Origin of the sequence: Sphingobacterium sp. LZ11T8, from assembly GCF_024261425.1 — a bacterium.
Classification (GTDB): domain Bacteria; phylum Bacteroidota; class Bacteroidia; order Sphingobacteriales; family Sphingobacteriaceae; genus Sphingobacterium.
Genome location: NZ_JANBZY010000004.1, coordinates 143796 through 168953, shown reverse-complemented (window position 1 = coordinate 168953; position 25158 = coordinate 143796). Strand labels below are relative to the sequence as shown.

The 25158-nt window shown below is 40.0% G+C and carries 26 protein-coding genes and 1 tRNA gene; 10 read left to right on the top strand and 17 right to left on the bottom strand.

Annotation, left to right across the window (positions count from 1 at the left end; all coding sequences use genetic code 11):
* From rpsL to rpsJ, 4 genes are all read left to right on the top strand, one after another.
* Positions 1-414 carry a 30S ribosomal protein S12 gene (gene rpsL / locus NLF99_RS11235; protein ID WP_002993550.1) on the top strand — a complete coding sequence of 138 codons (414 nt, stop codon included), beginning with the start codon at positions 1-3 and terminating at the stop codon, positions 412-414.
* Between the two features lie 15 nt (positions 415-429).
* Complete coding sequence (rpsG, locus tag NLF99_RS11230; protein ID WP_093095001.1) at positions 430-897, top strand: 30S ribosomal protein S7; 468 nt, start codon at positions 430-432, stop codon at positions 895-897.
* Between the two features lie 126 nt (positions 898-1023).
* On the top strand, positions 1024-3147 hold the full coding sequence (fusA, locus tag NLF99_RS11225) for an elongation factor G (RefSeq protein WP_093094999.1): 2124 nt from the start codon (positions 1024-1026) through the stop codon (positions 3145-3147).
* A gap of 81 nt (positions 3148-3228) precedes the next feature.
* On the top strand, positions 3229-3534 hold the full coding sequence (rpsJ, locus tag NLF99_RS11220) for a 30S ribosomal protein S10 (RefSeq protein ID WP_013667229.1): 306 nt from the start codon (positions 3229-3231) through the stop codon (positions 3532-3534).
* Positions 3535-3748: 214 nt separating this feature from the next.
* Here rpsJ and NLF99_RS11215 read toward each other — a convergent pair whose 3' ends face one another.
* Positions 3749-4384, bottom strand: coding sequence for a porin family protein (locus NLF99_RS11215; RefSeq protein ID WP_254528253.1), 636 nt, complete (start codon positions 4382-4384; stop codon positions 3749-3751).
* A 239-nt stretch (positions 4385-4623) separates the two neighbouring features.
* Positions 4624-5262, bottom strand: a complete 639-nt coding sequence (locus NLF99_RS11210; protein WP_185213582.1) for a porin family protein — start codon at positions 5260-5262, stop codon at positions 4624-4626.
* Positions 5263-5565: 303 nt separating this feature from the next.
* On the opposite strand from NLF99_RS11210, the gene NLF99_RS11205 reads away from it, so the two are divergent.
* Together NLF99_RS11205 and NLF99_RS11200 are read left to right on the top strand one after the other, a co-directional pair.
* Positions 5566-5636, top strand: a tRNA-Cys gene (locus NLF99_RS11205).
* A 31-nt stretch (positions 5637-5667) separates the two neighbouring features.
* Positions 5668-5847, top strand: coding sequence for a spore protein (locus NLF99_RS11200; protein WP_185213581.1), 180 nt, complete (start codon positions 5668-5670; stop codon positions 5845-5847).
* A 37-nt stretch (positions 5848-5884) separates the two neighbouring features.
* Here NLF99_RS11200 and NLF99_RS11195 read toward each other — a convergent pair whose 3' ends face one another.
* Positions 5885-6631, bottom strand: a complete 747-nt coding sequence (locus NLF99_RS11195; RefSeq protein ID WP_254528251.1) for a copper homeostasis protein CutC — start codon at positions 6629-6631, stop codon at positions 5885-5887.
* A 132-nt stretch (positions 6632-6763) separates the two neighbouring features.
* Here NLF99_RS11195 and NLF99_RS11190 point away from each other — a divergent pair, with 132 nt between their 5' ends.
* Positions 6764-7171 (top strand): hypothetical protein, encoded by a 408-nt coding sequence (locus NLF99_RS11190; protein WP_254528249.1) that lies wholly within the window; start codon positions 6764-6766, stop codon positions 7169-7171.
* A gap of 12 nt (positions 7172-7183) precedes the next feature.
* On the opposite strand, the gene NLF99_RS11185 is transcribed toward NLF99_RS11190, so the two are convergent.
* Positions 7184-7726 carry an ankyrin repeat domain-containing protein gene (locus NLF99_RS11185; RefSeq protein WP_185217263.1) on the bottom strand — a complete coding sequence of 181 codons (543 nt, stop codon included), beginning with the start codon at positions 7724-7726 and terminating at the stop codon, positions 7184-7186.
* A 709-nt stretch (positions 7727-8435) separates the two neighbouring features.
* Between NLF99_RS11185 and NLF99_RS11180 the strand changes: the two genes are divergently transcribed.
* A complete protein-coding gene (locus NLF99_RS11180) occupies positions 8436-8660 on the top strand; it encodes a hypothetical protein (RefSeq protein ID WP_185217264.1) in 225 nt (74 codons plus the stop codon).
* Between the two features lie 365 nt (positions 8661-9025).
* Here NLF99_RS11180 and NLF99_RS11175 read toward each other — a convergent pair whose 3' ends face one another.
* Positions 9026-10117, bottom strand: coding sequence for a Gfo/Idh/MocA family protein (locus NLF99_RS11175; protein WP_254528246.1), 1092 nt, complete (start codon positions 10115-10117; stop codon positions 9026-9028).
* A gap of 196 nt (positions 10118-10313) precedes the next feature.
* Here NLF99_RS11175 and NLF99_RS11170 point away from each other — a divergent pair, with 196 nt between their 5' ends.
* Positions 10314-11690 (top strand): tryptophanase, encoded by a 1377-nt coding sequence (locus NLF99_RS11170; RefSeq protein ID WP_254528244.1) that lies wholly within the window; start codon positions 10314-10316, stop codon positions 11688-11690.
* Between the two features lie 73 nt (positions 11691-11763).
* Here the strand turns inward: NLF99_RS11170 and NLF99_RS11165 are convergent, their stop codons facing one another.
* The 5 genes from NLF99_RS11165 to NLF99_RS11145 all read right to left on the bottom strand — a co-directional run bounded on the left by NLF99_RS11165 (position 11764) and on the right by NLF99_RS11145 (position 16875).
* Entirely contained in the window at positions 11764-12387 is a 624-nt protein-coding gene (locus NLF99_RS11165; protein ID WP_254528241.1) for a CvpA family protein, read from the bottom strand.
* 141 nt (positions 12388-12528) lie between these two features.
* A complete protein-coding gene (locus NLF99_RS11160) occupies positions 12529-14055 on the bottom strand; it encodes a glycosyltransferase family 39 protein (protein ID WP_254528238.1) in 1527 nt (508 codons plus the stop codon).
* Positions 14056-14198: 143 nt separating this feature from the next.
* Positions 14199-14636 (bottom strand): hypothetical protein, encoded by a 438-nt coding sequence (locus NLF99_RS11155; protein ID WP_254528235.1) that lies wholly within the window; start codon positions 14634-14636, stop codon positions 14199-14201.
* Between the two features lie 101 nt (positions 14637-14737).
* A complete protein-coding gene (locus tag NLF99_RS11150) occupies positions 14738-16138 on the bottom strand; it encodes an RtcB family protein (RefSeq protein ID WP_254528232.1) in 1401 nt (466 codons plus the stop codon).
* Positions 16139-16143: 5 nt separating this feature from the next.
* Entirely contained in the window at positions 16144-16875 is a 732-nt protein-coding gene (locus NLF99_RS11145) for a hypothetical protein (RefSeq protein WP_254528227.1), read from the bottom strand.
* 457 nt (positions 16876-17332) lie between these two features.
* On the opposite strand from NLF99_RS11145, the gene NLF99_RS19815 reads away from it, so the two are divergent.
* Entirely contained in the window at positions 17333-17656 is a 324-nt protein-coding gene (locus NLF99_RS19815) for a TolC family protein (RefSeq protein WP_368041469.1), read from the top strand.
* On the opposite strand, the gene NLF99_RS11140 is transcribed toward NLF99_RS19815, so the two are convergent.
* The 7 genes from NLF99_RS11140 to NLF99_RS11110 form a co-directional block, all read right to left on the bottom strand.
* Complete coding sequence (locus NLF99_RS11140) at positions 17583-18359, bottom strand: RteC domain-containing protein (protein WP_254528225.1); 777 nt, start codon at positions 18357-18359, stop codon at positions 17583-17585. The genes NLF99_RS19815 and NLF99_RS11140 overlap by 74 nt on opposite strands.
* A 235-nt stretch (positions 18360-18594) precedes the next feature.
* On the bottom strand, positions 18595-20868 hold the full coding sequence (locus tag NLF99_RS11135; RefSeq protein WP_037459500.1) for a multicopper oxidase family protein: 2274 nt from the start codon (positions 20866-20868) through the stop codon (positions 18595-18597).
* A 13-nt stretch (positions 20869-20881) separates the two neighbouring features.
* The gene (locus tag NLF99_RS11130; RefSeq protein ID WP_254528222.1) at positions 20882-21313 is read right to left on the bottom strand and encodes a heme-binding domain-containing protein; all 432 of its coding nucleotides are present in this window, start codon (positions 21311-21313) and stop codon (positions 20882-20884) included.
* 56 nt (positions 21314-21369) lie between these two features.
* Positions 21370-21789, bottom strand: a complete 420-nt coding sequence (locus NLF99_RS11125) for a hypothetical protein (RefSeq protein WP_002993270.1) — start codon at positions 21787-21789, stop codon at positions 21370-21372.
* A 26-nt stretch (positions 21790-21815) separates the two neighbouring features.
* Positions 21816-22340 carry a DUF305 domain-containing protein gene (locus NLF99_RS11120; RefSeq protein ID WP_002993268.1) on the bottom strand — a complete coding sequence of 175 codons (525 nt, stop codon included), beginning with the start codon at positions 22338-22340 and terminating at the stop codon, positions 21816-21818.
* Positions 22341-22351: 11 nt separating this feature from the next.
* On the bottom strand, positions 22352-23017 hold the full coding sequence (locus NLF99_RS11115; protein ID WP_002993266.1) for a DUF3347 domain-containing protein: 666 nt from the start codon (positions 23015-23017) through the stop codon (positions 22352-22354).
* A 6-nt stretch (positions 23018-23023) separates the two neighbouring features.
* A complete protein-coding gene (locus NLF99_RS11110) occupies positions 23024-25144 on the bottom strand; it encodes a heavy metal translocating P-type ATPase (protein WP_002993264.1) in 2121 nt (706 codons plus the stop codon).
* Positions 25145-25158: the final 14 nt, after the last annotated feature.

Genomic DNA, 25158 nt, shown 5'->3' with positions numbered 1-25158 from the left:
ATGCCTACTATTCAACAACTAGTTAGAAAAGGTAGAGTAGCTCTGGTAGACAAGAGTAAGTCACCAGCGTTGGACTCATGTCCACAGCGAAGAGGTGTGTGTACACGTGTATACACTACTACCCCTAAAAAACCAAACTCAGCAATGCGTAAAGTAGCTCGTGTTCGTTTAACAAACGGTAAAGAGGTGAATGCTTACATCCCAGGAGAAGGCCACAACTTACAAGAGCACTCGATCGTATTAATTCGTGGCGGTCGTGTTAAAGATTTACCAGGAGTTCGTTACCACATCATTCGTGGTGCATTAGATACTTCAGGTGTTGCCGGTCGTAACCAACGTCGTTCTAAATACGGAACAAAACGTCCTAAACCAGGACAAGCAGCTGCTGCACCAGCAAAAGGTAAGAAAAAATAAACGGAGGAAAAGAAAATGAGAAAAGCAAAACCAAAAAAGAGAATCATTTTACCTGATCCAAAGTTTAACGATGTTCAGGTAACTCGTTTCGTAAACAACATGATGGTAGACGGTAAGAAATCTATCGCCTATTCAATTTTTTACGATGCAGTTGAATTAGTAGAGCAAAAGACTCAAGAGAATGGTCTTGAGACTTGGAAAAAAGCTCTTAACAATGTAATGCCAGCCGTAGAGGTTAAATCTCGTCGTGTTGGTGGTGCAAACTTCCAAGTACCTATGGAAGTTCGTCCTGAGCGCAAGATCGCTTTAGGTATGAAATGGTTAATTTCTTATGCTCGCAAACGTGGTGAAAAAACTATGTTTGAGAAATTGGCAGGAGAGATCATTTCAGCTTCTAAAGGTGAAGGTGCTGCTGTTAAGAAGAAAGAAGATACGCACAAGATGGCGGAAGCTAACAAAGCGTTCTCACACTTCAGATTCTAATTTTGAACAAAAAGAATCAAATATGTTTACACCGACTTTAGATAATGGAATTTTCAATTATCAAAGTCGGTGTATTTATTTCAAAGGAAATAACAATCAGCCAATAGGCAAACTGCAATAAAAAACATGGCAAAAGATTTAAAATTAGTAAGAAATATTGGTATCGCTGCACACATCGATGCTGGTAAAACTACAACTACAGAGCGTATTTTATTCTACTCAGGTGTTAACCACAAGTTAGGAGAAACTCACGAAGGTTCTGCTACAACTGACTGGATGGCACAAGAGCAAGAGCGTGGTATCACCATTACCTCTGCTGCTGTAACAGTATTCTGGAACTACCGTAACAAAAAATACCAAGTAAACGTAATTGATACACCGGGACACGTTGACTTTACTGTAGAAGTAAACCGTTCATTACGTGTATTAGACGGATTAGTATTCTTGTTTTCTGCTGTTGATGGTGTTGAGCCTCAATCAGAGACTAACTGGCGTTTAGCTGACGGATACAAAGTTCCTCGTATTGGTTTCGTCAATAAAATGGACCGTTCTGGTGCTGACTTCTTAAAAGTAGTTAAGCAAGTTAAAGATATGTTAGGTTCTGAAGCTGTAGCGCTTCAATTGCCTATCGGTGCTGAAGACAACTTCACTGGTGTTGTTGACTTGATCAACAACCGTGGTATCGTTTGGAATGAAGCTGATAAAGGTATGACCTTTACTGAAGTTCCAATCCCTGACGATATGCTTGAAGAGGTTGCTGAATACCGTGAAAAATTATTAGAAGCTGTTGCTGGATATGATGAGTCATTGATGGAGAAATTCTTCGATGATCCAGATTCATTAACAGAACGTGAAATCTTAGACGCTTTACGTAAAGCAGTATTGGATAACGCTATCGTTCCTATGGTTTGTGGTTCATCTTTCAAAAACAAAGGTGTACAAACAATGCTTGACTTCGTTATGGAGTTATTGCCTTCTCCATTGGATCAAGAAGCTGTTAAAGGTACTGACCCACGTACTGGTGAAGAGATCTCCCGTAAACCTTCTGAAGCTGAACCATTCGCTGCATTAGGTTTCAAAATCGCTACTGACCCATTCGTAGGTCGTTTGTGTTTCACTCGTGTATATTCAGGATTCTTAGATGCTGGTTCTTATGTATTGAACACTCGTTCAGGAAACAAAGAGCGTATCTCTCGTATCTTCCAAATGCACGCGAACAAACAAAACCCGATCGAAAGAATCGGAGCTGGTGATATCGGTGCTGTTGTTGGATTCAAAGACATCAAAACTGGTGACACCCTTTGTGATGAGAAAAACCCAATCGTTCTTGAGTCTATGGTTTTCCCTGAGCCAGTTATTGGTTTGGCGATCGAGCCTAAAACTCAAGCTGACGTTGATAAATTAGGTATCGGACTTAACAAATTAGCTGAGGAGGATCCAACCTTCGTAGTTAAGACGGATGAAGATACTGGTCAAACAGTTATTTCAGGTATGGGTGAGCTTCACTTAGATATCTTGATCGACCGTTTGAAACGTGAGTTCAAAGTAGAGGTTAACCAAGGTGCTCCTCAAGTAGCTTACAAAGAGTCTATCAACGGAACTACTGAACACCGTGAAGTTTACAAAAAACAATCAGGTGGTCGTGGTAAGTTCGCGGATATCAAAGTGGTTATCTCTCCTGCTGATGAGGATTGGGATGTAGTTAAAAACCCTCTTCAATTCGTTAATGAGATCGTTGGTGGTTCTATTCCTAAAGAATATATCCCTTCAGTTCAAAAAGGATTTGAAGTTTCTATGAAGAATGGTGTTTTAGCTGGTTACCAATTGTCAGGTATGAAAGTTCGTTTGATTGATGGTTCATTCCACGCAGTCGATTCAGACTCTCTATCTTTCGAATTAGCAGCTAAGATGGCTTACCGTCAAGCTCTTCCTAAATGTTCTCCAGTATTGATGGAGCCTATCATGAAAGTGGAAGTATTGACTCCAGAAGAAAACATGGGTGATGTAATGGGTGACTTGAACCGTCGTCGTGGTCAAATGCAAGGTTTGGATTCACGTAATGGTGCGCAAGTAATCAAAGCATTAGTACCTCTTTCTGAAATGTTCGGATATGTAACGCAATTACGTACCATCACTTCAGGACGTGCTACTTCTACAATGGAATTCGATCACTATTCTGATGCACCTCGTAACGTTCAAGATGACGTAATCGCGAAGTCTAAAGGAAAAGTTAAAGGTATCGAAGACTAATAATTCATACGAATAAAAACAAACCGATCCCTGGTTGCAAATAGCTCTAACCAGGGGTCATCTTAAAAACAAATTCATATAATGAGCCAAAGAATCAGAATCAAATTGAAATCATACGATTACAACTTGGTTGACAAGTCAGCTGAGAAAATCGTAAAAACAGTAAAACCTACAGGTGCAGTTGTTAGTGGTCCTATTCCATTGCCTACTGAGAAAAAAATCTATACCGTTTTACGTTCTCCACACGTTAACAAAAAAGCACGTGAGCAATTCCAATTGTGTTCTTACAAGAGATTGTTAGACATCTACTCATCTAACTCAAAAACAGTTGATGCGTTGATGAAATTAGAATTACCTTCAGGTGTTGAAGTTGAAATCAAAGTGTGATAGATTTCTTTTGAAAAAAACAAGAAAGCCCATTGAAAAATGGGCTTTTGTTTTTTTCAAGATTTGAGATATGAGAAATGAGACATGAGAAATTTGAAAGAATTTTTAGACTCCAATCTGGATAATAGCATAAAACCAACCCATTGCTCTTAAGCTGTACTTTGTTCCCCTTAATATCTCAAATCTCATATCTCACATCTCAATACTATCAACGCTAAAACTGAAATCCTACACCAAAGTTCAACGTTCTGCTTGAGAAATCTTTGGATTTACTTGCTGCATTCAGGTTGCTTAAACCTAAGCCATAGCCAGCTTGGATCAAGAATCCATTGGAAAGCTTATACCCTACTGCAAAATTTACCCCAGCGTCCCAACGATTCATCATTTTATTATTTCCGCTGAACTCTACATCCCGTGAACTGGCCGTCTTTAAATTACGCGTTGAATTTTTCAATTTTCCACTGAGGTTATAGCCTAAATAAGGACCTGCAGAAAGGAAAACATCGCCAGTCCCAACAGGAATGTAATAAACTGCATTGACTGGGATTTCGATCGACATCACATTGAGACTAGAGGTATTGAGGTCAGTTGCGGTTTGATCCCAATTGGGAATGGCGTCTACAAATTTAGTCCCTTTGCTTTGTAGGGAAATCCCGGGTTGGATAGAAAATCTACCAGATAACGGTATATCTGCGAAACCTGTCACAAAATAGGAAGGATTAAATTTTTGGGAATCATAGCTCGTGATTTTCCCAAGGTTCATTCCGGCCTTAAGGCCATAGGAAGTTTGGGCATTTGCTGCACAGATTGACAATCCAGCGATGCCAAGTAAGGATAAAAATGTTTTCATACTTAATATTTTTAGTTTATGAATCAAAACTAAACAGCATCGACCAAGTTAATTGTTATCGTTTAGTTAATTAACATTATTTCACAATTACATTATTTTCTTCATATAAGAATTTAAAGCAAAATAATAGGCTCCATTTTAAATTAAATATCAACCCAAATGATACAACAAAAAAAGGCAGCCCAACAGGACTGCCCAATAATTTATTCACTAAGGCTGTTAAGCCTTTTCAATTTCGACTAGAATTGGAAACCTAATCCAAATGATAATGTACGAGTAGAGAATTTATCTCCATTCGAATTAGGGTTAAGATTAGTTAATCCTAATCCATATCCAGCGTTAACCAATAAACCGTTGTTGAATTTGTAACCAGCCATAAAGTTAGCACCAGCATCAATTAGGTTCATGTCTTTGTTATCACCAGAGAATTTCAGATCACGTTCTCCTTCAGCACCAAAATCACCTAAATTACCTTTGTTTTTAGCTTTTCCAGAAACGTTGAATCCTACATAAGGACCAGCGCCTAAGAATACATTACCTGAACCTGCAGGAATATAGTAAACTGCATTTACTGGAATCTCAACTGACATTAAATTCGTAGTTGAAGAACCATCCAGTCCATCACCATCAAATTTGTATTTATTTCCTTTTCCTTGTAGGGAAACTCCTGGTTGAATGGAGAACTGAGGAGCTACAGGTAGATCAGCAAAACCAGTTACATAGAATGAAACATTATTAGATTGGTAGTCTTTCGCTAGATCAGATTGATTAGAGAATTTACCTAAGTTCACACCAGCTTTTAAACCATAACTAGTTTGAGCTTGAGCTCCAGCTGCTAATAAAAATGCAGCACCAAATGAAAGTAATAATTTTTTCATAGTCTTATTATTTTATCTTTTTGTTATGCTCCCCCTAACACATGTTATCGAGAGACACCCAAGTCTTGCAAAGTTTAGACCAAACTCTATTTTAGCAAATTTATTTCGCGCAAATAATTAATAATCAAAGTATTAATTTTAAAAAATTTATGAAACATCCATTTCCTTCAAAGCTAATTTTTAAGCATTAAATTCAAAATCAAGGCTTTAAGGGGGCTAAAAGCAATTAGAAAAACAAAAAGCGAAAAAGGTTTTTTTATTTTAAAATTTAATCCTATTTTTGCATGCCTGTAAAGGTAAAAGGGTCGGATGGCCGAGTGGCTAGGCTGAGGTCTGCAAAACCTCCTACAGCGGTTCGAATCCGCTTCCGACCTCGTTAATAACAATTAAAAATATTTGATCACAATGGGAGTTACACGTTTAAAAAGAAAAGATAGAAGAAATAAAACTGTTGCACGCGTTGAAGTACAGTTTTTAAAACTTGGCCGTAATATTGAACCAGGTTCAAAAAGCAAAATGCCGAAGAACAGCCAAATCACTAAGAACAATGATATCTTAGATAAACTTTCAGCAGACGCTAAATAAGTTTAGAAAACATTATATTAAAAAGCCTGTAGACATTCTACAGGCTTTTTATTTGCTCTACGATCTGCTCGACCTTCTCTTTCGAACTATAGATTTCATCCTCGTCCATCCCTGTTACCGAGTCCGATCTATATTCCATCTTTGATCTTACCACGACCTTTGCTGAAGAATGTATGCTATTCGCCTTTGTGTATTTCAATATTTCCTTCACATTGCCTGCATCAACCCCCGACCCCGGCATAATCTCTATCCGGCCGGCAGCCTGTGCTATCAACTCTTTTAAAAGGTCACGTCCTTGCCATGCTGTATTTTGCAGGCCAGAAGTCAATATTCGGTCACAGCCCAAGGCAATGATATCTTCCAATGCTTGTTTAGGATCCTTGCAACGGTCGAAAGCCCTATGGAACACGACACACATGGGTTTGGCCTCCTCCACTAAAACCTTCATCCTTTCCATGTCTACAGAACCATCTGCCCTTAATATCCCGATAACAACCCCATCACAACCGACCTCCTTACAGTAACGGAGGTCCTCAACAATTTCCTGAAACTCTTCCTCGGTATAGAGAAAATCACCTGACCGCGGCCTGATCAATACATGGACTCCAATTTTTAGGGACTCCCTGGTCAATTTGATCTGCCCATATGAAGGCGTTGTACCGCCATTTTCCAGATTTTGGCACAGCTCTACCCTACTTGCACCACCGGCCTGGGCTTGCTTTGCCGAGTATATCGAATTGGAGCATATCTCCAATTGAATTCCATTTATCCTAGCTTCGTTCATATACCCAAATATATTCTTTTTGCTGCTGTAATTAGCTGATGATTTTTTAATTCACAATAAATCAATAAATTATTAAAACAAAATTGGGGTTACACTTGTTGAAAATTTTGCGAGCATCCAAATTCCATCATTATGCCACTTATTTCAAAACAACGAGAGGTACAGATTCATTTATCATCCATGTATGATAATTTGCAAATCAGTGTCGAAAAAATGAAAAAGGAACTCAAGACGCACCGGTCAGAATATGAGGACGCCTGTCATATGCACATCAAGTCGGGATTTCAATTGGAAAAACTTTGGTTGAGGGCAGATCAGAACTATCAGAACAAGTTCCGTGAGTTCGAAACCCATTGTTTTCTACTGGATATCCTTACCGACTATCGCGATGAAGAAGGCAATTTTATCCATCTCGAGGAATTCATCCTAACCCTAGAAACCCTTCTGCAACAATTTGTCCTTCAGGAGGCTTACGAGACCTGTGCCGTGATCAAGAAATGGCATGATCACATAAAGGGTAATCTTTTTATAAATCGGTAACGCTTTAAATCCTTAATTAGCTGGACTGACTTCATTAAAAATCTTATGGAGGATTTCCCAATTCCGGTTCTCTTCACTGAGGAGATCGCGTGCCGAAATCCCATAATTATTCTTAAGGTCTGGGTCAGCTTGATATTGGAATAAAATGTAAATAATATTGACATCAACATTGTCCATCATCGCACGCCAAAGTGCGGTATTTCCAAAATGATCCTGAAGATCAACGGCTACCCCCTTTTGCAACATGAAGGAAACTAACTGGTATTGATTTCTTTCAACTGCGATATGCAAAGCACTTAAACCCTTTTTATCCTGATGGTTGACATCGGCATGTCGGTTAATGGCCCATTTAGCTAATTCAATTTCACCGTACAAAATAGAATTCATCAACAAGGTCCGGTTGAATCGATCCGGCTTGTTGATATCCACGTTGCTATAATAGTCCTTCACTATTTCTATCTCACTTTTCTTAATAGTCTCAAGAATGCTATCTATCCTTTTTATTTTTAAACTCAAAGCCAAACTCCTTTCTTTTATGCTCTGTAAATAGTCCAAATACTTCGATTGGATCAGATTTAAGCCTTAGCCGTCTATAAATAAGTTAAGAAATAATTGACAAACATCAAAATAACACATGCTTAATAAGGATCGTGGGGGCGAACGATTCCTGCATTTTCTCTTACTACCACATAGTAATCCTGACGCAGAAAGGATCTCAGAATAATACGAAAATCAAGTTTTAATCATAAAGGTTTGCATTGGCGAAAGGTTTGTGCACTTTTTGCCTTGATGACATGTTGAGGCACGAAACATCTCGGAACTTAACAGTCATTTTGTTTTAATAAATCAATAAGGATTTCAATGGCGTACAGTTCCTGCACCTTAGGTGCAGCGTGGCAGGACCTGTTGGAAGAGAACCGTACAGATTCCTCAAAATAGTTCAGAAGAAAAAGCGCTAAAGAGGGATTCAGAGTGAAACGAAGAATCTATTTTTTGATTTTTTTTGAGGTGTTTGTCATTCTGTTAACGTAAGATGAGGAAACCATTTCAAATGTAGTATGTATAGTTCCGAGCCCCTTCCGGAAACGGTCAGGGTGACACGAAAAGGTTACAGAACAGAAAGACCCCACCCCAACTGGATAAATACCTGATTTCAGGGATGTTCCGAAAATTGAAACATCCCTACATTTGATTAACCTTTCATCACACGGGTTAATATGCCTTAAAAGGTTCAAATTTCAATCATAAACAAAATCAAAATAGCATGAAAAATATCGGTTCAATTTTATTTATTTATGGCATATTGGCCATCATTATGAATTTCTTCAATGCAGTACCTCGCATCCTGCTTTGGATCTACAATTGGGGAGAAGGAACAGCATGGTTAATTAAAATAGCATTCGTACTCGTAGGAGCTGCAATATGGTGGTTTTCCGGTAAGGATGAAGTCAAGGATGAGACACCAACAGATCAGCCAACTCAGCCATAGCGAAGAAAAAAATGGATTTCTATAAAGGTGGTTGGAAGAATTACGACCACCTTTACTGTCCATTTACCTGACAGGAAACTCTTAGAGATTTATCTTACATTTTCATATTAACCTTGTTCGAAATTCACTTAGCACATTGTGATTCTGAACGATTTTGAAGAATCTGTACGGTTCTCCTCCAACAGGTCTTGTCATTCTGTACCGAAGGTAGAGGAACTGTACGCCAATGCAATCTTCATTGAATAATAATGATACGCATGTATTCTTCGAAGATATTTCGTTCCTCAAAACGAAAGGAAAAGGGAAAAGTTGAAAGAACTGTTTACAAATGCAATTGAAAATAATAACATCAATATCTTCCCCACTTATTTATCCCCTAAAACAATGGTCCGTTTCTCCTTCGCAGATTTCATTGCTGCTTCCAAGATCTCCACAGCAGTTACATTGACTTGCAGACCATATTGATCCAATGGATCCAAAACAACCGAATCATTAACCACCGCAGCAAGCAATGAAAAAGGGTCATTGAATGGTGCTGGTCTAGCATCCAATTTTACGATCTCTTCTGGCTGATTTTCTTGCAAGCGCGTTTTTAAGGTTTTTGCATCGGTGGCTATGGCATAGCCTTTATTTCCATAAACCTCCATATCCTTACGTGAATAGGTCCAATTCCAAGATCCTTGAATGACACATTGGGCTTCGGGATATTGCAGAATGATGGTAGCCTCATCATCTACCTCTCTATATATCTCGGGCTTATTCTGTTGCACTACCGCAGTCACTGAGGTAGGTCTTTCGCCATTCATCAACCAAGTCATCAAGTTGGCACCATAGCAACCAAAATCAACCAAGGCTCCTGCCCCATTTTTCGCAGGGTCAGTCAATATCTCGAAGAACTCCTTGCTTACTCCTATCTCTTTAGGTCCCTGATGACCATCATTGACCATGACTTTCCTGATCTCTCCTAATTTCCCTTCAGTCAAAAGACCTTTAATCCTTTGATTACTTTCATACCAAGAAGTTTCAAAATTGGTCAGGACATGGATATTGTTATCCTTTGCCAAGGTTTCAATTTCTTTGGCATCGGCAAGGTTGGTCGCTAAAGGCTTCTCTACCATAACATGGACTTTTTTGGGTGCACAGACCCTTACTACCGTGATATGCTCTGAGATCTCTCCAAAAGCCGAAACCGCATCCGGTTTGACCTTGTCCAACATCTCGTCCAAATTCGTAAAGAACAAGGATCTATCCAATTTATAACGTTTGATATATCGCTCAACCAATTCCGGATTGGTTTCATAGATCCCAACAACCTTCATATCCTGCTTATCCTTTCGATTGAATACCCAATCCACATGTCCATGGCTCAATCCAGCTACCGCCAACTTTAATGGCTTTTGCGCAAATAATGGAGCGGAACAAACGATTATGAAAATACTGAGCAAGAATGATTTCATGTTTTCTAAAGTTTAGGTGATGGTCTATGAGACGAATATTTCCCATCTAATTTATATAAAATCAACAACAATAATCCCTACCCATTTCATATTTATCCATTGATAACAAAATTGTTCCATAACATGGGAGTGGCAATCTTAAAATATCCTAGATTAATTTTTTAACTTTAACAACAGTGAACCAAATATAAATTTTATGGAACTACCATGGGCAGAGCCCTATAAAGTAAAGATGGTTGAAGAAATCTTTATGTCTAGCCGAGAACAACGTGAACAGTGGATCGAAGAGGAAGGAAACAATCTATTTAACTTAGCAAGCGACCGTGTTTTTATTGATCTATTAACGGACTCCGGAACGGGAGCAATGTCTGACCGACAATGGGCAGAAATCATGATGGGTGATGAAAGCTACGCTGGATCTCAATCCTATCTGAAGCTCCGTGAAGTCGTACGGCATACACTTGGATTTCCCTATTTCTTGCCAACACACCAAGGAAGAGCTGCCGAGAATGTACTTTTCAGCATCCTCGTGAAAGAAAACAATGTGGTACCTGGAAACTCTCATTTCGACACGACTAAAGGACATATCGAATTCCGCAAGGCTCATGCAATTGACTGCACCATTGATGAAGCATTTGACATCAATAATCTACATCCTTTCAAAGGCAATATAGACCTCCAAAAACTCGAAGAAGTCTATAAGGCCCATCCTAAAGAAAACATTCCGTTCTGCATGATTACGGTTACCTGTAACTCTTCTGGGGGTCAACCGGTATCTATGCAAAACATTAAGGATGTCAAGGCCCTATCTGAGCAATATGGAATCCCGGTATTCTTTGATGCAGCTAGATTTGCCGAAAATGCATATTTCATCAAGGAGCGCGAAGCTGAATTCAAAGACAGAACTATCAAGGAAATCGTGAAAGAAATGTTCTCCTATGGGGATGGATTTACGATGTCTGCCAAAAAAGATGGTTTGGTGAATATAGGTGGGCTTTTAGGGATGCGAAACGAACAGCTTTACCGTGCCTGTGGAAATATGGGAATTATCTACGAAGGATTTATCACTTACGGAGGTCTTGCAGGAAGAGACTTGGCAGCGTTGGCACAAGGGCTTTTGGAATCGACCGAGCTCCCCTATTTAAAAGCTAGGATCGACCAAGTAGAGTATCTAGGCAATAAACTTATTGAATACGGAATCCCGATCCAAAAACCTATTGGAGGACATGCTGTATTTGTGGATGCCTTAAACTTCCTGACCCATGTACCGCGCGAGGAATATCCTGCCCAAACTCTAGCGATCGAGCTCTATAAGGAATCCGGTGTTCGCGGAGTTGAAATTGGGACCTTGCTTGCAGATCGAGACCCGGAAACAAGAAAGGATCGTTTTCCAAAGTTAGAATTACTCCGATTGGCAATACCAAGAAGGACCTATAGCTACAAACATCTGGATTACGTCGCAGCGGCCCTAAAAAACATCTTTGAAAGAAGAGAAGATATTAAATCAGGTCTAGAAATCGTGTGGGAGTCAGAGATCTTGAGACATTTCACTATCTTGCTGAAAAAGAAATAAAAAGCATAAAAAAGAGTGAACATTAAGGATATATCCCATGTTCACTCTTTTTTGCATATAAACCAAGCCTTACTTATTTATAGAAATTGATTAGAATATAAAGACCAATACAAATAATTGTTGGAATGAGGATTGATCTTGACCTGTACTCGAGGTCTTTCGGAATAAAGTTCTTATTGAACAAGGAAATGATAGCCAAACCGAAGGCAGAAACCAAAACCCCAACAATAAATCCTAAAATATCATTTGACAAAGAGACCTTCGTCATGAGAAAGCCAATAAAATAACTAGAAATAGAAAATGCAGTAATACCGATTGCCAATAACAAAAAAGCTAAACCATACTTTTTCAGGATTATATAATTTATCATGGCCAAGATAAAGCCATATAAAACACCAAATATTATACTGATGACGAAGATGAAAAAATTGGTATACAGTGCCACAGCACTTTGATCATCTGTCAACTGCTTATCCATTGCTTTTCTTCTGGTTAGATCTTCTTGGTATTCGGTTTGGATCTGCTCTTCGATTAAACTTTCAACCTTGATTTTCTCCTCCTCTGAAAACATGCGTCCTCTTTCAACCAAAATTTCATAAGCCATCTTTTTCGCCTCAGGAACCTTTCTCGAGCCAGGTTGAATAAATCCTTCAAGCTCCTTGTCTGAAAGCTTTTCTAATACACTTTTTTTAACCATAAAAATCCAATAACCATCAAGCCTGCTTGATATGAAATCATACAACCAACAAAGATATAATCCAATAGAAATAGAATTAAATTATTGTTACATTGTTAATAAATAGGTAAATATAATTCTACAAAACTTATATCAAAGAGATCAATAAGTATTTTCCTCTTCGATTTCGTTCCTAATACGTTCATTTACATTCAGCTTTGCACCTATAAAAGAAAAGATGCCTGTTCCATATTCCCTTGCATAGGGGTTGTCAATTGAAGCAGCTAAATGTGACCTCTCAAAGAAGGCCCCAGTTTCGGCTAACTCTTTCTCAACTTCGGAAGCATTCTTAATACGTATGATGTTTCTATAAGGGATATCCAAATCAAACCAATTCAGATAGTCGGCATTAAAAGAAACGGCTTGGATGCCTAACCTTGAATAATAATTTATTGCTCCGGCCTGTCCATAATTATCGCATAATACTAGGGTATTCTGAGCTTCAGGCATTGTTTTATACAAAGAATCTACCTTACGAGCTAATTCAGACCAGCCCAGCATATCGGCAAAATCCTGTGGCAATTGATGCTCTTGCCCATCTTCCCATCGCAACATTCCAAACTTTCTGTAATATTCTGGATGTTTCACTATATATTCAGGGGTTTTATTCGGAAAGGCAATAAAAAACAAAGGAAGGAATAGCACAAGACATAAAACTAAGATGACTGGCTTTAACACTTTTGTCCAAACTTTCTTTTCTAATAAATTCGATAAGTATACTGCTCCAAAGGCAAAATAAATAGGATAAAGTCCTAATGCATAATAATCCTTGGCCTTTAAGAACAGGAATATGGCGAGGACAAAGAAAAAGGTCCAAAAGAAAACCTTGTATTTTTTAAACGCTGGATATTTCATCAGGCCATAAAGCCCAATAAAAAACAACAGAAAGGTACCTGGAAAGAACATCAATTGAGAACGGATAAAGCCCCACCTGTCCACATGAACGAGTTGGGTTTCGGACAATTCCTTCATATGGCGCAAGACAGGGAGATCATTACTGTATTGCCAAATGATATTGGGAAGGACCAAGAGGAATGCCACAAGGATACCGTAATATAAAATACGGTTCCCAAAGATTCTCCTTTCTGGCACAAGCATTAAGGCTGGGATCAATCCCAACACAAGAAATAGGATATTGTATTTGTTCAAGAAACCTGCAGCAAAGGATAGGCATAGGTAAAAAAGCCATTTGATTTCATTTCTGTTCAGGAATTTGATCAAGAAATAGAACATCAAGGTCCAACAAAGCACATCCAATGAATTAGGCTGATAAAGGCTATTCAATCGCAGGTAAACGGAGAAGGTGACACAAGTAGCGCCCAATATCAGTGCAAATAGATTTCCTTTTAATTCTTCTATGGCTTTCCAAACTACCAATACCGTCAATGCTCCAAAAAGTACAGGAAAGAACCGAACCCAAAAGACTCCATTCCCCAAGAACTTTATGATTAGGGAAATCCAAGAAGTCATCGGTGGTACAGACTGGAAACCCCATGCCAGATGATTGGCTTGATCTAAATGTAAAAACTCGTCACGTTGGAGGTCATAGATTGGGTGAACCAAAGAATATTGCAGGATAAACTTTAATATAATAAAGCTGATTAGGATAATAATGTTAGTCTTGGTCATAATTCAAAGACAGAATAGCAATGCAATTTATTACATAGCAATGCAAAATAATCTGAATGAGTTTATTGACCCAAGTTACTAAAATTTAAGATTAATTTGAGGTAGTATATTGATTTTAAATAAGTTGCAAATAGAATTATAATTTACTCAACAACTTGATAGACTCCCTTTTCAGGACCGAAGGTAACTGTATTCGGTACAAAATAAGGAATGCCCATATAGATCAATTCAGTGCCTTTACCCGAAAGATATTGATCGTTTTTGGCCAGTAATGCAAAGGCTTTACGTTTTTTATCACGCCAACCAAACGGGGTATAATAGAGGCTTCCCAACAATGTATCAGCTTTGATCTCGCCCTCGACCTCCCCAGTTACGAGATAATCACCAGGACCATTAACTGTATACTTCCCTACAAAACGCTTCTGATGTAGCATCAAATCAATCGTGACGGTATCTCTACCTTGATAAGAGATTAGTTTTTTTTCAATTAAATCCTTTTGTTTCGATTCCGAACAGCCTTGTAGGAAACCGACTGAAAAAGCAATAAAGATGGATCCTAAAGATATTAATGTGTTTTTCACTTCTTAAATATAAGTTAATTTTAGGACTAGTTCCTTTAAAAACAAACGAATAAAAATAAGACGGCAATTTCTTGCCGCCTTAATTATTCTCCATTAAAACTTTACTCCTTGTGCATTCTTACAATCTTTGGTATAAACTTTCCCTGGATATCGACTAGTTCCTTTTGTGCCAACATAACCTGTTCAATATCCTTGTAAGCCAAAGGATTCTCTTCCACCGATCCCCCGATCAGTTTAACATTTGCATTGGATATCAGCTTCTTCATAGCAGAATTTGTCATATTATCCTTTGCTTTTTGGCGACTCATTGCACGACCAGCGCCATGGGAAGCCGAATTTAAGGCATGCTCATTTCCTCTGCCCGAAACTAAATATGCCGCGGTTGTCATACTTCCAGGGATGATTCCTAACTCTCCTTGATGGGCAGGGGTTGCACCTTTTCGATGTACTATGATCTCCTTTCCATTAGAAAGACTATCCTTCCAAGCAAAATTATGATGGTTCTCCACCAATGCCATCGCCTTCAGTCCCAAGGCAGATAACAGGTTTTTATGGATTCGATCATGACAAGCTTTGGCGTAATCACCGGCTAAATTCATGGCTAGCCAATATTCCTGTCCTGCTTCAGTATCTATATCCAACCAAGCTAATTGCTGTGCATGCCGAGGCAATTTACAGGTTTCCATAGCGATATGGGTGTACTGTTTGGCAATTGCGGCTCCTAGCCCTCGGCTACCAGAATGCGTTAGCAAAGCGGTGTAGACCTTGGGCTCCAGGCCAAGACTATTATTTTCCAATAACTCGATTTCTCCAAACTCCACAAAATGGTTGCCATTGCCTGAAGTCCCCAATTGTCTGGCGGCCTTTCCTCGCAAAGGCTTGAGAAAAGGAATTTCATTGAATAGCGGATGGTCGAGGATTTCATGATCCTGCCTGATTGCCAAGCCTCCTTCCATACCAAAATGAGTATGGTTTTTCATGGCTTGCATGATCTGGAACTCATTCCTTTTGGTAAATCCTTCTGCAGCATCTAAAATGGAGAGTGCCATGCGGCATCCAATATCCATCCCCACAGCGTATGGAATAATGGCTTGATCTGTTGCCAAAACCCCACCTATCGGTAAACCAAAACCCATGTGGGCATCCGGCATTAATGCAGCCTGTACACTTACTGGCAACATGCAGGCTATCTCCATCTGCTGTTTGGCGGAAGACTCAATCCCCTTACTACCATAAACCTTGCAGGAGCTTGGTTCTTCTCTTAGTTCATAAGCTTTAAAACTTACCTCCTTCAATTTTCCGATAACCTTTTCTGCTATTTTACGAGTCTCTTCGTTTTCTAAAAATGCCTCTGGATCATTTTTAATATCCACAAGCAAATCAAGCAATTCTTGTTTACTGTGATGCTTGAAATTTTTGCTGGCTATGTTAATGACCAAGCTTCTCAGCTGATCATTGTGATAACCTATCTTACTTAAATCTTTTGTTCTTAAATTGCCCATTGGCTCTAAATATCTAATTCCAGGAATCGTTCTTTGGAACTGTACCTGGGAATGTTTTTAATCCTGTTTTTATACTTCGGTTTCTCGTCAAGAAAGCGATTACCTCGATAGCCTTTACCGGAAGTCAAGCGATCGATCCTAGGCCATAGAAAATTCCTATTGATATGATTATTGACTAATGCCAACTCACGCTCTACTTCAACATCGAGCTTTCTTGCATGCGTCACAAAATGTGGAGAAACTTTCAACTTATAGCGCCACGGTTCAGTAAACACATAGCTGATACTCGTCCGTTTCGCATATACATTGTAGGTTTCCACTTCCATGAAATAGGCTTTCTCTTCTTCAGTCAACTTCATTTTATTTTCAAGCCATTCATAAGAAGCGAACTCACGAAGGTATTGTCTTCTATATTCATAACCTGAACGCTTTCTTTTTCGTTTCTTATACTTAAAATCCTTATCATGATGGTATTCCACCGTGTTGATCTTTTCCAATAATGCTTCGTAGAAATCCTTTTTCGGATTATACCTTAAATCATCTTGCAACACAAAATATCGCTTCCAACCACGTTGATAAGGCTGTTCAAGTTCGACGAAAGGCAAGCTCCATTTGTATTTACTGAGTTTGCTATAACGACGCCACAATGCAATCAACCTTCTGTCTCGGTCTTTCCTGACAAGTTGCTTTTTGCGTCGTGCAGATTTCATACCGCACGACCAATCCAAATTGCTCATCGCAATGAATTACATGTTTTTGAATTTGATTTTCTGATTCTGTTCGTCCTTGATTAGGATATACCCTTTTGAAAATGCTCAGAAAACCCAAGGATATTAAGGCAGCAGCATTGTTGATAAACAATACTCACTATATATTAAAATATAAGGGATTTGACTGCCTTTTTAGGCAATGAGCGAAAGGGATGATATGTTGTTGTGCTCTGTCATGATTTCTTTAGATTAATGGATGATTGAATCAAAGAATTATGGGCAAAAGTATGTAATTGTTTAAAAGTCTGCAAATTAAACTTTCAAAAAGACGCTCTATTAATCAAAAATGCCCATTTTCTTTAAACTCAGCTACAATTTATCCCTTTAAAAAATAATCATTATTTTTTTTCCTTGTGTAACTACTGTAACCTAGAATCACTTCGCCATATCTGAATTTTGCATTATTAATTAAATACGATCAGGTATGTATAAAAGATTTATAGTACTAATTATTATCCTTTCTTCATGGAGCTCATATTTATTGGCACAGCAGCCACTAAGCTTAGAAGAAGCGATCAGCCAAATGAAGCAGAATAATTCGCAGCTTCGGGTACAACAAAAAGATATTGATTTTTCAAATGCAGAACTGGAAAGTACGAAATCTGGATTTCTCCCGAAGGTTTCTGTGAGCCACACGGCGTTTTTTACCAATGACCCCTTGAATTCTTTCGGGTTTAAGCTTCAACAAAAAGTTTCCGGTTGCGTATTTCGAGATAGGTATGGTAAAAGTTTCCCAAATCAATATTAAAGGCATTTTCAAAATATTCCGCTATCAACCTAATATCCGTATTGCCATTATCGAGAACGCTTTGGTAGTATAGGGAGTAAATGAGTTCTGTCAAAGCAGCTTTACTACCTGTCCAGTTCAGCCCCGAAATAGCAGTTCGTTTTATAAACAAACGCTTGTAGGTGCAGTAAAGCTGGTCTTCGAGATACACCTGTATCAAATCATTCGCCATTATCTTGGCTACCTTATAATCGTGGGAAGTAGAAAAAGATTGGTCGGACTGAAAATAATAGGTATCCAGCCACAGTTTTATATCGTGCTTGCCCCGAACAAACATTTTCTCGTCAAGAAACGAGTTGTTGCTTCGGTAATATTTATAAAAATCAATGTTATTGTCGAAAAACCTTTTTAGCTTCTTCAATTCTTTTTTAAGATATTTTCTAATGCGCTTAGCCCCGTAGGGCTTCCTCGTCTCGATTTTGTAAATGGCATTATAATAAATCAATTTTGAAACAATGACTGGCTTTTGATATTTAAAAAATCGGATTTCTTCATCAACATTTGTAAATCCTCGTTTCAAAACATAATCTTTAATTTCGGACAGACATTCCACAATCCGGTATATAATGGCTTCTGTCCGTTGTACCGGGTTATCGTTTTCAATCTCCAGTTCTTGGATTTCTGTTTCCAATTTAAGATATGTTTCATTGTAAAATTTATCCATTCGTTTCATTTTGATAAATATGATACTGATTAATATAGAAATGCTAATACTGCTCGTATTAGCCCATGCAACTACATGAAAGAACAACCAGTATGATGCTGGTGGTGGAACTGTTGTATTGTCTGATGGGTTGTAGTATGATGCAGGTTAATCCAAACGAATTATACCCCGCATCACCCACTGTATTTTGCCGTAATTTTACGGTTTGCAGTTTACAACCATCCGGTATTTTATTTTAATATGTCAATGCAAGCCCTACACCAAATCCCATATCACTATCATAGTGGGTACGTATACCTATATTTTTATTGATGATATACCTAAGCTCCCCCATATATTCTAAGTCGGTATTTACCATGAAGCCACCTCTTAATCTTTTTGAAATTGGAATATCTTCGCGCATTAACTGCAATCTTACAATTCCATCGTGATATACTTCTGCCTGGAAATTGACCAGCATAGGTAACGTATACATAAACCCTAAACTGAACGCCTTGCGGGTGTCTTTCTTGTTGGTTTGTCCAAATATGTTCTTTTCGTGCTCATCTTCTCCCATTTTCCGGTAACGAAAATCAAAACCTACAAAGGGCATGAACCATTGCATCTTTCCAATGTATCTACCTAAGTGAGTTTCTACTTCATACCCGTGCATACTATTATAGCCTAAGCGCCATTCTGTTCCTAATTGATAGCGTGCATTCATTAGCATAGCTTCTCCATCATTACCATTGGTTGCAAAATCGTTTTGTGCCATAAAATGGGGCATATTACTTTCTCTTTGCAATTCTTTATAGGCTTTTGCCTTGTCAGGTAAATAGGGGTTATTGTAGTCTCCAACTTCAAACACCCTGTTCATTCCCGCCATCATGTGATATAATATATGGCAATGAAAGAACCAATCACCTTCCTCATTTGCTAAAAACTCAATGGTATCCGTTTCCATAGGCATGATATCCAACACATTTTTAAGCGGCGATTTTTCGCCTTTTCCGTTTATCACCCTAAAATCAAATCCGTGAAGATGCATAGGATGCCGCATCATCGAATTATTATAAATGGTAATCCGTAGGATTTCTCCTTTTTTTACAGGTATTTTGTCCGTTTCCGAAAGTATTTTATTATCCATGCTCCATACATAGCGGTTCATGTTGCCAGTAAGTGTGAACTTCAACTCTTTTACAGGCGCATCTTTTGGAAGGGAGGTGTTGTAAGGCGATTGCAACATAGCATAATTTAATGTTTTGATGTCTCCCAAGGCATTAGCGTTGTAACGGTTAGGGTCGTCATCCATGTTCATACCTTCATGCTTGCTGTGGTCTGATTTCTTTGCTGCATCTCCGGTAATTTCGGGATACATCACTACATTCATGTCCATTTGGTTCAGGCTCATCTTCATGCCCATATCGTCCAAATCGCCATTCATTTTCATCATATCGTTCATCATCTTCATCCCCTCGAAATACTTCAATCGTGGGAGCGGGGAAATAAGCTGTTTGACCCCATCACCTATAAAGTAGCTTGCTGATTGTGTTCTGTCCTCGGTTGTTGCTAAAAACTCATATGCTAACCCATCTTGAGGGATAGTCACTACAATATCGTAAGTTTCAGAAACTGCAATGATTAATCTATCCACTTCTACAGGCTCAACATCATTTCCATCATTCGCTACTACTGTAATTTTCCCTCCAGCATATCTTAGCCAGAAATACGAAGACGCCCCGCCATTGGAAACGCGTAATCTGACTTTGTCACCTGCTTTTAGCTTTTTACCACCAATTGTTTTCAAATCGGTGCTATGGCTACCATTTATTAGGATTTTATCATAGTAAACATCACTGACATCCATCGCCAGCATCCGTTTCCACTCATTTTTTACCTTTACGCCTAATTTTCCCTCCTTAATAGCTTCAACGTACGATTGCGTAGCACCTTTCTTAATGGCCGCCCAATCATTTGCATTGTGTAGCATACGGTTGATGTTATCCGGGTTAAGATTTGTCCACTCACTTAATATAATCGGGACGGTCGGCAAATCGTCAATTCCTTTTCTAAAGGTTTTATCGTCGCCTCTTTTTTTCATGATAAAACTACCGTACATGCCTATCTGCTCCTGCAAGCCTGAGTGCGAATGATACCAGTGCGTGCCATGCTGGATAATCGGAAAACGGTAGGTGTAGGTTGTACCCGGTGCGATGGGCTTTTGCGTAAGCCAGGGCACACCGTCTTCTTTATTGGGCAGGAACACACCATGCCAGTGCAGTGATGTGCTTTCTTTCAATTGGTTGTGCACCACTATTTCGGCAGTGTCGCCCTCGGTAAAGGTAAGGGTGGGCATGGGGATTTGCCCGTTTACGGCAATCGCCCTTTTTTGCTTACCTGCATAGTTGACAAGTGTATCTTTTACATACAGCTCGTAATGCACTACTCTCTGTGCAAACAGCGTTTGCGTGCAAAGCAGCATCAGCACTGTTTGCAATATTCTTATGGGTATTTTTTTATATCTGTTCATTCGTTGAAAAATTTTATTTAATGCTGTCTTCCATTGTGCCAAACCACGCTATCAAAACCTGCTTATCCTCCGGTGACAATACTGCATTACGATGAATTAGCGTATATGACGACAATGGCATTTCCCCGTCCTTAACCTGCCCGGCCATAGCCCTGAACTTGTTTCGCTGCCTGCGGACAGAATAGTCGCCAAATTCGCTAAAGTTGAGTTCCTCTTTCCCCTTTTTTATATGCTCTGCCATGTACCATGCGCCGGGCTGGATACGGCTGTACCACGGATAATGGGTATTGTTGCTATGGCAGTCATAACAGGACTGAACAAGGATAGCCTTTACATTTTGGGGTACGGTGTACACCCTTTCGATATGGGTGGCTGGCACTTCAACCGCCTGGTTCCGTAAGGGCTGAAAGAACTGTATGGCAATCAGGACGACAGCCAGCCCCAATATGATTTTCTTCTTTATGGTCATAATTATTTTATTGTGGCTTCATCTTTTTGTGTCTACTGTTTTTTCACATACTTGGCATAATTCTCCTTGTTTTCAAAATAAGAAACTTCACCGTTATTTCCTGTCACAGCAATCACCGCATTAGCTTTGTCTACCTGCTTATGGGAATAGGGGTCTATCGCCATCCGCACGGTCGCATCTTTTGGAATACGTTCCTTACACATTTCGCAACATCCGTAATAGGTTTTACCATCAAATTTTACGTCAAACTGCCTTTTGCCCATATAGGCATCGTTGACCATGCAGACTTCATCCGATGGAACCAATTCACCTATTTGGGTAGTATGTCCGTTGCTTTCCGGAGTTGCCTGCGAATGCTGCTGTTCCGCTTCATCCTTATTTGACCCCGCCTGACCGCAAGCGGTGAATAGCAGGGTTAATAAGGAAATAAAGCCAATTATTATTTTGTTCATGTCCAAACTTGTTTTTTTAAATTTTATTATTTACTTTCTTCAAACTCTTTTAGCTTGCGCTTCATTAGTTCAATTTCTTCCGCTTGGGTTTTAAGTATATTTTTTTGCAGCTCTATCAGTTCCGGGTCGGTCAGGTGTGCCTTTTCGGACATCAATATGGCTGCTGCGTGATGGGGTATCATACCCTTTGCAAACTGCTTGTCCCCGACATTGATTTGTTCCCTGATACCAAACCATGAAAAGATGCCAACAGCAACCGAGATGATGGCTATCGCCCAATTCATCTTCCTGTTGGGGTACATTACTTTCATTATCGCTAATTCGATAAGCAGCATTGCCGAGGTCATCAGCAGGGTCATGTACAAATTGTTGATATTGGGTATCAGGTTCTGCCACCCGTCAATCATAGCGTACATGATAAAATACATCACTGCGAACATGGCTACAGCCATCACCGCAAAGCGTTTGTACATGGCCGAAGCATGTTTTGTATTGTGCGTGCCATGCTCCGAGGAATGACCCGCATGGTGACTGTTTTGCATATTTTCCATAACCCTGAATTTTATTTGCTGTTAATTGTTTTTTCCACCTTACCGCAGGTCAGCATTTTAGAACCGTAGTAAGGGTTTTTGATTTCCTTGTTTTCGCTGAACCAAACAGCACCCTTACCGTCATTGAACATCGGGCAATGGTCCTGATACAATGTTTGCGATGTACCGAACAAATCAATCAGGTCTTTCAAATCTTCGCCAAGCGAGGCCAAATGTTCCCGCTGGTGGTGGATGTTGCCGACATTTTCCCCGATATGTTCTGCGTGTTCTTTAGCATCGTCCGCTATGTCCATGTACTTTTTGTGCTTATCGGCAGGAACGGCTTTCATGTCCACTTTATTCAGGGTAGCTAACAGCTTTTTCCCTGAACTGGCGGCAGCTTTGTCATCGTCCGAAACAAGGGCGTTCTTTAAGGACAGATAATCGGTAACTATGGGCGCAATAGAAAAGTTTTTTGCTTCTTCTTTTCCTGTTGCTTTTGCTTCCTGACCGCTCGGAGTTTCACTCACAACGGGCGCAGCTACCGTATCATCCTCTTTTGGTTGGGAAGCTGACTGTTCTTGTGATACAACAGCAGTATCACTTGAAGACTGCTCGTTTTTGTTGGATGCCTGATTGCATGATACTGTTACAAATGCCATGATAACAGCAATGATTGATAATGTTAGATTTTTCATTTTTATTTATTTTTTGATTTTTAAAAAACTTGCGTTAATAGCCACTACAATGGTGCTTACACTCATCAGCACAGCACCCATAGCGGGACTTAAAACAAAATTCGGATAGAGTACGCCTGCCGCAAGGGGTATTGCCACCACGTTGTAGCCAACCGCCCATATCAGGTTCTGTACCATCTTTTTGTAGGTAAGTTTGCCGAAGTCAATCAGTTTGACCACATCCCTCGGGTCGCTGTCTACCAATATGATATCCGCTGTTTCGGCAGCCACGTCCGTACCGGAACCCACGGCAATGCCCACATCTGCCTGTGCCAGTGCAGGTGCATCATTTACACCATCACCAGTCATTGCTACGATTTCGCCTTTTGCCTGAAACTCCTTTACTTTCTCCTGCTTGTTGTGCGGAAGCACATTAGCCAAATACCCGTCCATACCCAATTTTCCGGCTACGGCAGCAGCAATCCTGTCGTTGTCCCCGGTGAGCAGAAAGGACTTGATGCCCATTTTTTTGAGTTCCTCAATCGCCTGTGCCGACCCCTCACGGATGCTGTCTGCCAAAGTAATGATGCCGATTACCCGGTCATCAATGAGGACAAAGTTGACCGTTTCGGCTTCCTGATTGATTTCGCTTGGTATTTCCGGCAGGGAAAGGTGGTTTTCGGTGAAATAATTCGGGCCGCCAGCTACGACATTTTTCCCGTTCACAACACCTTTAACACCTATGCCCTGCATATAGCTGAAGTTTTCAGACTTCCATAAGGCAAGGCTCTTTTCTTTCAATGTAGCCATAATGCCTTTGGCGATATGGTGTTCCGAATTTTGCTGTACTGCGGCAGCATACTGGATAACCTCATCGGCATTATATTCGTCTGTTAACGGTATAACCTTTTCTACGGCATGGGAACCTTTGGTGAGCGTTCCGGTCTTATCAAAAATGACGGTGGAAAGTTTTCGGGTGGTTTCAAATGCCGTACGGTTGCGGATGAGCAGGCCATTGGTCGCCGAAAGCGTTGTGGAAATGGCGACCACCAACGGGATAGCCACGCCCAATGCGTGCGGGCAGGCCGTTACCATTACCGTCACCATTCTTTCAAGCGCAAAGGCAATATCTCCACTGCTTGCATACCAATAGGCAAATGTGCCTATGCCCACGGCAATGGCAATAAAGGTGAGCCATTTGGCAACTTTGTCCGCAAGGTTCTGTGTATTAGACTTAGTAGCCTGCGCTTCCTGCACAAGATTGATAACCCTGTTCAGGTAGCTGTCTTTTCCCACGGCTGTTACCTTAACTTTCAGCGCACCATCGCCATTGATAGAGCCTGCGATGACCTTTCCGTCCTTTTCCTTTTTTACGGGAACACTTTCCCCGGTAAGCATACTCTCGTTGATATACGAAAGCCCCTCCAGTACCAATCCATCGGCTGGAATTTTTTCTCCCGGTTTTATGATAGCCGTTTCACCGCTTTGCAGGTCTTCGAGCTTTATCTTTACAGCTTCTCCGCCACGTTCCACGGTAACATCGTTGGGCAGCAAAGCCACCAATGACTGTAATGCCCGTGAAGCAGCCATTTGGGAACGCATTTCCAGCCAATGCCCTAACAGCATGATGTCAATTAGGGTTGCCAGTTCCCAAAAGAAGTCCATACCCTGCAAGCCAAATACAACGGCTACGGAATAAACATAGGCTACGGATATGGCAATGGCAACAAGTGTCATCATCCCTATGGCTTTGGCTTTCACCTCGCCAATCATTCCCTTTAGGAACGGTAAGCCTCCATAGCAATAAATCACCGTACCCAATGCCAACAGCACATATTTATCGCCATTGAAAGCAAGGGAGAAACCCAACCATTGCTGTATCATGTGCGACAGGAGCAAGATAGGGATTGTAATGACAAGGCTTATCCAAAAACGTGTGAGGAAATCGCCTGTATTATGCCCCTCATGTTTATCAAAGTTTTCGTCATCATGGCCATGTTGAGAATGCCCGGAATGCTCATGTTCTGGCGTGTGTTCATGAGAAGCTGACGTACCGCCACCGGGAACCAATGCCATGCCACAAAGAGGGCATTTGCCCGGTTCGTCTTTTAGCACCTGCGGGTGCATGGGACACGTGTATTTTTTCATAACAAGGGATTTTA